Here is a 13,320-nt window from a genome sequence, read left to right as displayed (position 1 = left end):
GAGGTGAACATGACAAAATATTTCTATTTACTTATTGCTTTATTGATCTGGCCAACCATAGCCTGTGCAAAGCAGCAACTTGACCTTTACACATGGCGTCAGCAAGAACAATTGTTATGGGATAAGATTAACAACCAGAACTTAATTGACGGTGTGCAGGTCAATGTCAAAGTCATTGACTTTGATACATACCAATCACATATCCAATTGGCGATACAAAATCAGCGCGTAGATTTGTTTCAATGGATGCCGGGGCCTGCGGCACTCGCGCCACTGATTGAACATAATTTGATATTACCGCAGCACTCGGCATTACAATCAATCAACCCAAATGCACTTCCAGCAGCAACAGGCGCAGATAACAACATCTATGGTGTGCCGTTTGCGATGCAACTTGAGGGCATATTGGTCAACAAGAAATTGCTGGCAAAACATGGTTTGGAGTCACAACCTCACTCTATTTCTGCACTCGAGCATGTATTCAGCCAATTAAAAAGCCAAAATATTACTGCTCTGCAAATGGCCAGCGATCAGTGGTACCTATCGCAAGTAGTCGCCGAAGTAATGACTGCAGGATTACTCAAAGCGTCACGAGCACAAGCACTCGCAAATGGTCAGGCCTGCTTTACGGACGCTGATTACGTCAATATTTTGGACACGTTAAAAGACTGGCACACAAAAGGCTACATCAATCATGATGTGTTAAAGCAAGATTATCATGGTATGGGTACCAGCAAGGCACTTGGCAACTCAGCGTTAGCTTTAGATGGCGGTTGGCGTGCAGGACCTAACTCCGTGTTTTACCAAATAGACAAAAGCTATCAAGTTGGCTTTTGGCCAATACCCGGAGAAAGCGGCAAATTCTACGGGTTTGCCGATGGTACCTATCAGGCAAACGCCAAAAGTAAGTATGCTGAGCATGCCCAAAAAGTGCTTAACTTTACGACGACAAAAGCATTTGCCAACCTATTTGCCAATACGCTAAATGAAATCCCGGCATACGGTGGCCAAGTGCAAATCAATAGTGCGAACCTCAGAGCACAAGCAAAGCGCTTAAACGAGCAAAGTTACAGTGCCAGCCTATTTACGGCTGCGTCATTAAATCAAGGCTCACCAAGTTATCAGCAACTTGTTTCAGAAGCCATCAAGCAAGTGTTTTCTGGAAAGACTGCACAGCAAGCTGCGCAGCATATTCAGCAAGGGCTAAACAGCTGGCAATATACGGGTGCCGAGTACTGTAGTAAATAAACAGTACGTTTTAATAAATGCGAGTACTTTTCAACAAGGTAGGGCATATAGACATGCCCCTACCAGATCGGCTGACAGGAAAAGATAGGTCAGCCTAGTGTTGGCTCGCATTATATTCTCACTGACACACACAGTGGCAACTTTCGATAAATTACTGAAGACGTAATGAAGATAGGTGTGTAAAGATAAAATGAAGATTCTACTCTCATAAACACATAACCTGAACACACCTCATACCAATGTCAGTCCACTCTAATACGAGTGAACTTAACGTTTTAAGCATAGTCAAAAATAGCTAAACATCTGACTATCATGAGAAAAAATCAAGAAAACAGCGCTTTTATAAAATTTTTCTTTCATTTTGTCCGTAAAAAAACAATACCAGATATCTTAATAAAGTGTCGAATATAGCATCGGAAGTATACTGTTCCTTTTTATTGCTCAGATTTACTATTAGATTAAGTTGAGTAATAAAATAGCCACTTCGCCACCGTTTAATTTTTGTAACTGGCTACACACACAAAAATATTTTATGCCCTATCATCACAACCCTCGTCATTACATATAATATGGTCCATATATTTGCTCACTTTAAATACCTGATGACTTTCACGTGATAGAGCTATCATTGATACATCACCTAAATTAAAAAAGTGATGTGAATAAACACATCACTGTTAAGCGTCAACTTAAGCTACCTCAACCCCTGTGTCAGTATATCAAGTACGACTTGATGTGCTTTCTCAAGCTGGATATCAACATTGTTAGCTATCGAAGCTTGTGTAACAGGCACCAAGTAGTCGGGTTGGATACCAACACCAATCAATTTACTGCCATCCACTTGATCCGAACGAGCACCAGTATACAAGTAATAAATACCACCATTTGCCAAAGAGCCAAAGGCCCAACCGGCAATGATATCGCCATTAATCCCCGCAGTCACATCACCCACAATGGGTATATCCAAATTTTGTGCGATCATTAAAAAGTGCTCTCCTGCACTCCCATTTTGAGTTGAAGAAATAGCGACCGTTGGAACATTAAATAATTGCTCATTCAACGGTATACCTACAGGATAAGTATTTACATAGACATCCTCCTGATTTGGTAACCTTTGAGAGAAGTGCATAAAAGGACCTACAGTTGTCGCTTCATTAGAAAAGTACCCCATAAACTCACGTACTAAAAAGAAGTTACGTGGATACCCTCGCATATCCAGAACAATGGCCTTGGCGTTACTCAACCCAGCTTTTGCCTCGTTAAATTGCGCCTCAGTTGCGATATCATAAACATTCAACCGAACAACACCCTCTCCTAAATCTTGGATCAGTGGCCGCTCTAACGTATTCCCTTTAAACTCACCAATGACATCTTTATGAATTGTTGCCGTCGTAGTCGTCACTATTTCACCAGTTGGTTTTCTAAACACTAAATCAACCAATTTGGGAGATTTGTAGTTTTGAGTTATACCGTAAGCGGCATAGACTTCTTCCATATGATCACTGACCGCCTCCGTCTTCGCAGCTTGCTGAATGATCTCACCAGCTGTCTTACCATCAATGGCAACAAGTTCATCACCAATATCTATTTGCAGTGACAAATAGTCCGTTTTACTCGTTAAAATGGCTTTACCTTCAATATACTCCACTCTAAGCGGCAACAAATAGTCACCACGACGCTCAAGCATTTCAGAGAGGGCAACCCAAACATGGTTATCTTGTAATTTTTTGAATTCAATATTAATGATATTTTGAAGGTTACTAAAATTGCCCAAACAGCCTTTTAATAACGTGATGTGACTATCTTCCCAATTAACAGGCACCTGTTCAAAATAAGGCCAAAAATGATAGATTTCAGCCCAAACATAGCTTACTGCGGCCATACATGTTGCGGGGTTAGTCATCGTAGACAACCTCTTTTCAGGCCTAAAAACTGCACCATTTTGGCTTTCTTGACTATCTAAATACAAAGGCCAATATAGCGTTTGATTACCATATACATCGTTGTAATATTTAGACTTGGGCGTATGTATATGATTGAAGAGTTCTGACATGCTACCTGAGCGTAAATTCCTTTCATACACATGATAATTCCGTGCGCCTGTCGCAACCCATGTATGTGCAACATCGTCATGTGCAATAACGGGCAGTTCGCTCGGTTGAGTCACTATGTGTGGCGTGATGTTTTTAAGTTCTGCTAACGCAAAAGCCAACCGTTCCTGCTCTGGTAACACCGCCATTTGATCGATGACTTTCTCAAGAAAAAATTCCCAGCGAGTCTGTGATACAGCTTCACTTGGATAAAAGTACCGCACTCGATGCACAAGTTCATTAAACGTTAAAATATCAGGTAATGCTTGCTCTAACTGCGCTTTAGTTGCAGTGCTATTTTGAAAGACTTGCTCACTCACTAAGCTTGCGTGGGATGCACTACTCATTGCGAGTAAAGTACCAGCATAAATTGCATGATGAAGAAATTTAGATAGCATAGTAACTCCTTTTTTATTTATGTTCGCCCCTATATTCGTAACAAAATATTTAACTTGTCAACAATTCCCTCTTGTTCATAATTAAATTAATAATATGACTTTTATGTACTTTTTAATTTTTACTCATAGTACTAGAGTGATTAAGGAGTCAATTATAAAATATTCAACAAAAGGTAATTAATAGATAATATATACATACCTTTATTGGTAATTTGAATTAAAAAACGCCATCGGTGATTTCAGTGTCACAACATTTGGAAAGTCAGGCCTAAATTTTTTATCAAAAAGGTAATTTGCTCTTGTTTTAGCTAATAGTACAGGTATCGTATAGCAAATTTTTTAATCAAGCTTGTTTGTTGGAAGTCAAATGCGTTTATTCATGTTACTCCTTTTCTGGTTATCCATCCCTGCAATGGCCTATCAAGTTCAGCCTATGATTGTTGATCTTGCTGCACATGGTAAAAAGTCTTTAGTGACCTATCGACTACAAAATCCAAGTGACAGCGCATTACCAATTGAAATAGAGGTATATAAACGTACTTTTAATGACAAACAACAAGAAGTCTTAGTCCCCGCAGAAGACGACTTTATTGTGCTACCCCCACAAGTTGAAGTCGCAGCAAAAAGCTATCAAGTGTTTCGCGCAAAATACTTAGGTTCGCCAGAATTAAAAGAGACGCATTCATATCGTATTGTATTCAAGCAACTCCCGCTGCCAGACGAAGATGACAAATCTGGCGTAAAAATGGTGTTTAACTTTGCGACCCTAGTGTTTGTGAGCCCTGACGGCATTGCAAGTCAACAGCAAAGTGATATCCAATGTGACAAGCTTGATGACTGTACCCTAACAATTTCTAATACTGGAAAACGGGTATTAGATTTGTCACATTTCGACTATCAGTTTCATGAAGGTGAAACAGTCATCGCCTGGGCACAGCTTCAATCCATTACCTCCGGCCGTTTCATTATGCCCGGACACAAAATGGCAGTCGACTTACAGCCAGTTTTGAAAGAGAAACCCAGTAAAAGTGTAAAACTTGTCAATTTACTTGATAAAAAATAGCCTAAGCCATGTCTAAATTAGGCGCTACTATTCGGCCTATCAAAAAGAAGTGTGTACTGTTCACACTTCTTTTGCTTTGGGCCACCCGTGTTTTTGCTACCACATTCGAAATGGATTTTCCTGTGCGGCTCAATGTTGCCGAAGTGGGGCAAATTTCTGCCGCTACAGATGGCTTTGAGCTGAAGTCTATTTCTGCCTCTGAATTTAAAAAACAGTTACACAGTGTTCTCAGCCAAAACGTCATTGATTGGCTAACGAGACAAGGCGAAACACCTATTTCACCTGAAGAATTTGCAGCGCAAGGGATAGAGCTTAAACTTCAAGCTCAAGATCTCACCATAGAAATGTCTCTTTCTGAAGCGGCAATGGCAACTGATAACCTGTCTTATGGCAGGCAGACTCACTTTGAACAACCCAAAGGTGAAGCTTATTGGGCTATGTTAAATAACCTCAACTTAAACCATGAGCGCTTTAACAATCATAATGACCATAGATCACAATTTGAATGGCTGATGAACGCAAATGTTGGTGGCGGAGATGGTGTTAATATGCGCAGTTCATTATTCTGGGAAAATGGCAGTCGCAGAGAGACCAAAGTATATCGCGGAGAAACTGCTTTATATTACGATCAACCTGACAAACCTCTGCGCATTACCCTTGGTGATACAAGTATCAATAGCACAGGCCACCTCTCAAGCGCCCAACTGGCAGGCTTCAGTATTGAAAAAGCATACTCCAAATTACAGCCTCAACGGCGAATTACCCCAGGCAACAGCCAACAGTTTGTTCTTCCGCGTATGGCAATTCTTGAAGTCTATATTAATGATTTTTTGATCTCTCGGATCCGCGTAAAAGCAGGAAGATATGATCTCAGTGACCTGCCACTCACTTCAGGTGAGAACAATATTCGCGTCATCGCCACTTATCCAAATGGTGAACAAGAGGAATTTAATTTTACCACGCACTATAATGCGAGATTGCTGGCAAAAGGTTTAAGTGATTACACCTTATCTGTTGGCTATTTATCTTCATTTGAAGAAAGGCGCTTTGAATATGATGATGACCTACTTGTATCTGGTAGCTATGAATACGGTCTAAGTGACCACTTTACCTTTGGCTTCAATGGTGCAGTGCACCCTCGAGGTCATGTCATTGGATCACTCGCAACAATAAACAGCCCTGTGGGTAACATCTCTATACGCTACTCTCAAAGTGAAGTCGATAATACAACAGGCAGTATATATTCGATTGAAACTGAACACAGTGTGTTTGGTGATGGCAATGTAGGATCTCCTAACTTACGCATTGGCTATGAGATAAGCCATAACTTTACCAATACACCTTGGCTTGAGTTTAACACCATCAACAACCGAAATCGTGCATTTGTCGACTATAGCTTCTTTATCAATGAGCATATAGACTTAAACTTCAATGCGGCCCGTGCAAAAGATGAAAACAATCTTACTACCGATAATGTCAGTACTGAGTTAAACCTGCGCTATGAAGATATTCGCATGAGAATAGGCTACAACTTCAGTGACAGTGAAGATGAGCGGTTTATCTCTGACAATAAATTGTTTCTTACCTTTACATGGAATTATGACAGTCGAAAAACCAACCACCGAACTCGAGCTCAGTATAATAGCCGTACCAAAGTCTCAAGTGCCAGCTATGCAAAAACAAATTATAACTTTGTAAACGACTATGGCTATCAAGTTTTGGCTGAGCAAGGTGACGACTTTAGGCAAGAGCAATTAGAAGCCAGCTACACCAGCTCATTTATGAGAACAGATATCAGCGCCAGTAACTATTCTCGCTATGGCATCGGTTCAGAAAGCAGCGCCAGCGTGAACTTGTCTACCAGCCTTGGGGTCGCTGATGGCCATATTGGCCTGAGCGCCACAACAACAGCACCATTTGCAGTCATTACGAAACATAAAACTTTAAATGACGCTAATGTACTGGTCAATGTCGACAGAAACGGGCGCGCGCAATCCAAACCGAGTAGCCAAGTTGGCTCACTCATTGATTTAGGAAGCGGATACAGTAAAGCTCAACTCAACATAGATGTACCCGATGCACCACTTGGCTATGACTGGGGACCCGGTATGTATGTTAAAGTCGGCGGCGCTGCAACTGGGCACCACATTCAAATTGGTTCAGATCTCTCTTATACCGTCATTGGTAAATTCGCAGACAACTCGGGCACAGCTATTGCAATGCAACGTGGTCGGATTGTAAAACGACAAACCGACATTGACGCTGATAATCAACCTCAAAGCTGGCCATTTTTTACCAATCGAACTGGCCGCTTTGTCATTGAAGGAATTAGTACAGGACAATATCTCGTTGAATTAGGGGATATGACAGGCCTGATCAATATTTCTGGCACAGAGCAACGATTTGTCAGGGTAGGCACGATTACGTTACAAGCCGCGCAGCCTAAAGGAGGCACAGAATAATGAAATTCAGAATCTTGGCGTTAATGGTTTTGACTTATATGATGCTTACTGCACAGGCATATGCAAATTGGAACAGCTGCTACGGTAACTTGTGGGTCACCTCTAATTCAACAGACATCATTACCGAACATAATAATAGAGTTACCGTCTATTTGCCGTTGAAAGTGCAAGTTTCCGATCAACTCCTAAATTGCGCTGACGAAATATGGGTAGAAGACGTCTACTACTATTCAATGGTATTCGAAGGACCAACGCAAGATAAATACGCAAAGCTCTACGATGCTCAATTCAAAAAAATTAAAGTGAGAAATGGGATCTGGAAATCCCCATTGAATGAAAGAACGACCCAAATGTGGGTTCGTCTTCGTCACTACAGTTTATTTCCTGCAGGCGAATACAATGGGGCCATTAGAGTGTCCATTGTAAAAAACAATCAAATTGTTGAAGAACAATATTTTGACATGACCTATTACTCTGAGCCACAGGTTGCAATCACCTTAGACAATAACAGTAAGGGTAAAGTGGCCGGTAGCCATGGACACTATCAAGTGAACTTAGGTGAGCTACAAAGCAATATGCGCTTTTACTGGGGCGTAAAAATCCTCAGTAATAGCTCGTACGATATTGTATTAGACTCCGAGTTCAATGGCTTGCGTCATGAAACCAACACTGGTGCGCTTATCAACTACTCTGTGAGCTTTGATAACGTCAAAATGTCGTCATCTGAGCAGATATACCGTAGCTACAACTTTTATCCCGGCGTCAAAAATAAGTGGTATGGCTTTGAATTCATTTTAGGCAATGTGGAGCTCATGCCTGCTGGCTACTATCGAGATAATTTATCACTGACCGTATACCCAAGGTAAACATATGATATAAAAAGATTAAATTATTTTTTATCTCAACCAACTCAAAAAAATTGGAATAATATTTCATTCTTGGCACAGCCTTTGCTTTTAATTTATCAACAAGGTGAGAACACCTAAAAATTAAAATTGGAAATAAAAACTACTTCGTGTTTTATTAAAGGGGAAAGCCATGAACGCATTACTAAAAACATTATTCGTTGCAACTGCATTTACATCAATCTCAGCATCAGCTGTCGTTACAGACATCACCGGAACTGAAGCAAAATTCTCTTTTGAAGGTACTATTGAGCCAATGTGTAAAACCAGCAGCGGCAACAGCAACAGCGTAACTGGTCTTAAACTTGATTCTTCACAACAAACTCAAGATATCGGTACTCTAGATGTTTGGTGTAACACTGGCGAGAACGCGACGACTGAATACACATCAGCTAATGGTGGTTTCTTAGTTGCCAACAATGCTAAAGGCAGCAAAATTGCATATACACTTAACATCGGTGACACAACTGGAATCGACTTACAAACAGGTACTTACAAGCATTCAAAAGCAACAGCTGCCGGTACTGGTGTTTCTGGTGAGACACAAGCAACTGCGCTAAAAATCACACCACAGTCAAATGGTCTAAATGACGCTGGTACTTACTCAGATACTATTACAGTCACTGTAAGCCCTAACTAATAACATATTAGGCGGCAAAGTTTTTATGGCTTATTCTTAACCGCCTGATCTAAGATGATGGGTTAATTGTTTGGCAACTAACCCATTTTTCTGTAAAAAAACACCTGATTTTATAATAAACTTTATTAAAACTAAGCCTTATATTTCCCTACACACCATACATAAAAAGCCAATCTCACATTTTAAAACCGTAAAAACCAAACCCATACATTAACTTTAAATTTATATTTATTGAAATCAAAGTTAGAAACTTTAATCTGCAACAATAAAAACCCAAAAACTCAATTAAAAAACAAGCTTCCCAGCATTATCCACCACATATAAAAATGCACATTATAATGTTCTTTTAAAGCGGCAACTCTCCTTACTAGCTGCTATTTTATCTGAAAATAATAAAACCCTTAGCAGTGGCTGGCGAGCCTTGTCACAGAAAATTGTATTATTAATCAGCCTCGTACCATATCTGCCCCATGGTGAATAACAATGCAGAAATTGTGTGCTCATGTGACATTTTTTCCAAGTGAGAGTAATGGCTGGGCAACACATCAACAAGCTATTGAAATTGGAAAAAGCATTGCGGCTGCGGGTACCAATAATTAGCTTTGATCTCTATGGAAAAATATATGAAATAAAATGTCGGTTTTTCGGAGAGTAATGACAATGCATTTTAATAAATTAAAATTTAATAAAATGACATCAAGGAAAGCACTTCAAAGCCTAAACAACACTTAAAACCAATATAAAAACACCATAAAAATAATTTATAGCGACCTCATATATAATAAAAATCCATATTAATTTACTCCTATAAAAATTATATAAAAATAGAAGCGCACCTTGGTTAGTAAAGCGCTGCAAGCTATTTAGGTGTTCGCCAAAGCGCTGTAATTATTAACATCACAGCAATCAACGCATAAGGTAATCCATAATCTAATCCATAAATGGCAGTGCCAACAATAGGACCCGTAACAATGCCTAGCCCTTGTGCCGCGGAGACTGTACCAGCAGCAGCTCCTTGCTCATGGGGTTCAACCGAATTAGCAGCCAGTGCAGAAAGCGATGGATATATCCAGCCCATACCAAAACCAGCTAAGCCATAGCCTACCCACAATATGAGGGATGATAGCGAAAAATACGCCACAATGAAGCCCAGTGCAGCAGTCAATCCGCCAAACAAAATTAACCTCTGCGGTTGCCACGCAAGCTTTTGCACTGCCACCTGTGAGACAATCAAAGCAACTCCCACAATGGCCAGCGCAATACCTGCAGAACGGGCGGCAGCCGATGTTTCAAGTTGCAGGCGATCGAGAATAAAAAAGCCCACTGTAATTTGCGCTATAGCGACGCTAAACGCGGCAACAAAAGCCACAGCAACAGGCCTTCGCAAACGCACATCACTTAATCTTACTAACTGCACATCAGGCTTTGCATGCTGCTCTATTTTCGGCAACACTCGCCAAAGCACCAACAATGCAATGGCTGGTAAAATAGCCGTAATGTATAAAGGAATGCTCAAGCTATAAGCTCCAATCAGCCCCACAAAGCCAGGGCCAATCACCATACCGGCAGCACTAGCAGCTCCTATCCCTGCCATAGCTGCTGTACGCTGTTTAGGCGGCACATGGTCTGCCACGAGTGCAGCACTGGTTGTCGGCACTGCCGCATAAAAGATCCCTGCCACTCCCCGCCCAACAACAAGGCCAATAAACGCCAAAGTCGGTACCATAGCGGTTTTCATTGAAAAATCGATGAATAGCGCAAGGCTTGCATAGCTGATCACAAACCCACAGAGACCAAATAATATGATTGGACGCCGCCCTCGTTTGTCACTCAATCGCCCCCAAAAACGAGCCATCAATACCCATGCTAGACCAGCGACTGTCATCGCTATACCTATTTGCCATGCTTCTAACCCAATCACTCGAGCAATTGGTCCCGCTAATGCAGCAAATGCCATTACCGCCATAGTGCATGCAAAGGTTTCAAACATCAGCGCTTTTGTGCTAAACGGTCGCACTTCATCAGATGAAATTTCATTCTTAGTTATATTTGTCACTTTTACTCCTTGTTTTAGCAGCTGCTATCCTTAGCAACCGCTCTTTAACTCTAAAAACCAGTATTTTAAGTCAATTATCTTCAACTTATTTAGCTAAAACTCGAAACTGAAAACAACGGGCCGCCACTGAAAAGCTATGATCCATGATAGATAAGTCGATAGACCCTATGGCTTGAAATGAAAAAGTAAATATTAATGCAAAACTGGCATGACAATATCATTAATGATAATAATTCTCAATAAATAAGCTTTGATGCTCTGATTAGAGTTATACAAAAGCCACGAACATAACCACACAACGCAGCCCTAACCCCGTCATTGTGGGCTTGCCCCGCAATCTATGTTTTGCCAAAGGAAGCTATGTAATTAAAATGGATAAATATTTCAGATACATTATGGGAGCTAAGATGTGGCAAAGGGAGAATACTCGTTCAGTTTAAAAGATAAAAAAACTCACACTCAGCCTAATCCCGTCATTGCGGGCTTGCCCCGCAATCCATGTTTTTCTAAAGGAAGCTAAGTTGCTAAAACGGTTTAAAAAGTCTCACCTAGTTATGGGCTCTGAAGCATGTTCAGAGTGACGAAGGTGGAGTTTTATTGAAGTGTCGCAGCCGCAGTGAAGAGTCCAAAACTAGGGGCACTGAAAACCTATCACTTAAATCACTACTCAACCCTCAAAACCCGTCATTGCGGGCTTGCCCCGCAACCTATGTTTTGCCAAAGGAAGCTATGTAATTAAAAATGGATAAATATTTCAGATACATTATGGGAGCTAAGATGTGGCAAAGGTAGAATACTCGTTCAGTTTAAAAGATAAAAAACTCACACTTAGCCTAATCCCGTCATTGCGGACTTGCCCCGCAATCCATGTTTTACCAAAGGAAGCTAAGTTGCTAAAAAGGGTTAAAAAGTCTCATCGAGTTATGGGCTCTGAAGCATGTTCAGAGTGACGAAGGTGGAGTTTTATTGAAGTGTCGCAGCCGCAGTGAAGAGTCCAAAACTAGGGGCACTGAAAACCTATAACTTACATCACTACTCAACCCTCAAACCCCGTCATTGCGGCCTTGCCCCGCAATCCATGTTTTTCTAAAGGAAGCTAAGTTGCTAAAACGGGTTAAAAAGTCTCATCGAGTTATGGGCTCTAAAGCATGTTCAGAGTGACGGAGGTGGAGTTTTATTGAAGTGTCGCAGCCGCAGTGAAGAGTCCAAAACTAGGGGCACTGAAAATCTATAACTTAAATCACTACTCAACCCTCAAACCCCGTCATTGCGGGCTTGCCCCGCAATCCATGTTTTTCTAAAGGAAGCTAAGTTGCTAAAACGGGTTAAAAAGTCTCATCGAGTTATGGGCTCTGAAGCATGTTCAGAGTGACGAAGGGGGGAGTTTTATTGAAGTGTAGCAACCGCCATGAAGAGTCAAAAACTAGGGGCATTGAAAACCTATAACTTAAATCACTACTCAACCCTAAAACCCCGTCATTGCGGCCTTGCCCCGCAATCTATAACTACCAAACTTCAAACCGGTTTATCTGCTTATCCTCAGCATCCAAGTACTTTTTCATCGATTCAGGAAATGGGCCTGTGCCCATGGCGTTTTTATTATCACGAAAATGGTCTTCTATGGTTGCGTGAACATCCATATGTATTGGTTGACTGATATCCATAAACTTTATAATGGCTGTCCAGTGATCTTTTTCCATGCCACCTAAAATAACAAGAGAAGGACGCCACCAAAACTTCGCAGGGTATTTTGTAAGTACGAGACTGCCTGTGGGTATCTCACCACTACCACGGGCATTTTTTACAACCGGGCCTTGGCACAGCTCAATATCCTCTATGGGGATATAAAAAGGCCGCCTTAATAAAGTATGGGATGTGCGAACCAGCCCCGTATGGCGGTTAAACTCTATTTTGTCTAACCAATCTAGGTTTTTCCATAATACTTGATCCGCAAACCAAGGGCCTGCAATGGCTAAGGGCGTAAAAATAATCAACCAGATAGGACCTGATGTAATACCAAAGAGCAATGCGGCGCCACCACATATGAACAAGATACACCCAATTAATAGACATACTAACCAAATTCCTGGGGCTCTTCTTATACCAACCTCTTGTCCATCGCACCAGCCGATATGGTGATGTATATCTGTGTGCTCCCGAGAAACAAATTCTTCATTTTTCAAGCTTGATTTTTTGAAATCACAACCGTTAAGTTCAGCAGCTTTAGCTAAACGCTCCTCGTAACTTTGATGATGCAAATGCTGTTGAGACAACTCTTCATAGTAAATGCCTTGTTCAAAATACTTTGTATTATTTACACTTCTCTGTTCTATTTCATCAAATCTTTTTTTATCCTCGCCCGTTGCTACTGCTTTTTCTTTTTCAAATTCATCAAGCATTTCTTCGATAGATTTGACTGGTTTCTCACTTTTATTTAGAGACATAATGATCCTTATTC

8 protein-coding genes are annotated in these 13,320 nt (G+C 40.9%); 5 read left to right on the top strand and 3 right to left on the bottom strand.

Going from position 1 to position 13,320, the window contains the following annotated elements; genetic code table 11:
• The first annotated feature begins 9 nt into the window (after window positions 1-9).
• Entirely contained in the window at window positions 10-1,248 is a 1,239-nt protein-coding gene (locus JF50_RS17375) for an extracellular solute-binding protein (protein WP_039610644.1), read from the top strand.
• 694 nt (window positions 1,249-1,942) lie between these two features.
• Here the strand turns inward: JF50_RS17375 and JF50_RS17370 are convergent.
• Window positions 1,943-3,736, bottom strand: a complete 1,794-nt coding sequence (locus JF50_RS17370; protein WP_039610643.1) for a S41 family peptidase — start codon at window positions 3,734-3,736, stop codon at window positions 1,943-1,945.
• Window positions 3,737-4,103: 367 nt separating this feature from the next.
• On the opposite strand from JF50_RS17370, the gene JF50_RS17365 reads away from it, so the two are divergent.
• The 4 genes from JF50_RS17365 (at window position 4,104) to JF50_RS17350 (ending at window position 8,806) form a co-directional block, all read left to right on the top strand.
• Window positions 4,104-4,799, top strand: coding sequence for a molecular chaperone (locus tag JF50_RS17365; RefSeq protein WP_039610642.1), 696 nt, complete (start codon window positions 4,104-4,106; stop codon window positions 4,797-4,799).
• Window positions 4,800-4,921: 122 nt separating this feature from the next.
• Window positions 4,922-7,261, top strand: coding sequence for a fimbria/pilus outer membrane usher protein (locus tag JF50_RS17360; protein WP_235423463.1), 2,340 nt, complete (start codon window positions 4,922-4,924; stop codon window positions 7,259-7,261).
• Window positions 7,261-8,127, top strand: a complete 867-nt coding sequence (locus JF50_RS17355; protein WP_039610640.1) for a hypothetical protein — start codon at window positions 7,261-7,263, stop codon at window positions 8,125-8,127. The genes JF50_RS17360 and JF50_RS17355 overlap by 1 nt, the downstream gene beginning before the upstream one ends.
• A gap of 172 nt (window positions 8,128-8,299) precedes the next feature.
• Entirely contained in the window at window positions 8,300-8,806 is a 507-nt protein-coding gene (locus JF50_RS17350) for a hypothetical protein (protein WP_039610639.1), read from the top strand.
• A gap of 859 nt (window positions 8,807-9,665) precedes the next feature.
• Here the strand turns inward: JF50_RS17350 and JF50_RS17345 are convergent.
• Together JF50_RS17345 and JF50_RS17340 are read right to left on the bottom strand one after the other, a co-directional pair.
• Window positions 9,666-10,862, bottom strand: a complete 1,197-nt coding sequence (locus JF50_RS17345) for an MFS transporter (protein ID WP_039610638.1) — start codon at window positions 10,860-10,862, stop codon at window positions 9,666-9,668.
• 1,505 nt (window positions 10,863-12,367) lie between these two features.
• Window positions 12,368-13,306: a hypothetical protein gene (locus JF50_RS17340; RefSeq protein ID WP_052262399.1), complete on the bottom strand. Its 939-nt coding sequence runs from the start codon at window positions 13,304-13,306 to the stop codon at window positions 12,368-12,370.
• Window positions 13,307-13,320 lie beyond the last annotated feature (14 nt).

The sequence above is a fragment of the Pseudoalteromonas luteoviolacea genome, assembly GCF_000814765.1.
GTDB classification, from domain to species: domain Bacteria; phylum Pseudomonadota; class Gammaproteobacteria; order Enterobacterales; family Alteromonadaceae; genus Pseudoalteromonas; species Pseudoalteromonas luteoviolacea_H.
This window is presented reverse-complemented; position numbering and strand designations above follow the sequence as displayed.

Coding starts and splice junctions, on each gene's coding strand:
- JF50_RS17350 (WP_039610639.1), top strand. CDS start 8,300: ATGAACGCATTACTAAAAACATTATTCGTTGCAACTGCATTTACATCA.
- JF50_RS17375 (WP_039610644.1), top strand. CDS start 10: ATGACAAAATATTTCTATTTACTTATTGCTTTATTGATCTGGCCAACC.
- JF50_RS17365 (WP_039610642.1), top strand. CDS start 4,104: ATGCGTTTATTCATGTTACTCCTTTTCTGGTTATCCATCCCTGCAATG.
- JF50_RS17370 (WP_039610643.1), bottom strand. CDS start 3,736: ATGCTATCTAAATTTCTTCATCATGCAATTTATGCTGGTACTTTACTC.
- JF50_RS17340 (WP_052262399.1), bottom strand. CDS start 13,306: ATGTCTCTAAATAAAAGTGAGAAACCAGTCAAATCTATCGAAGAAATG.
- JF50_RS17355 (WP_039610640.1), top strand. CDS start 7,261: ATGAAATTCAGAATCTTGGCGTTAATGGTTTTGACTTATATGATGCTT.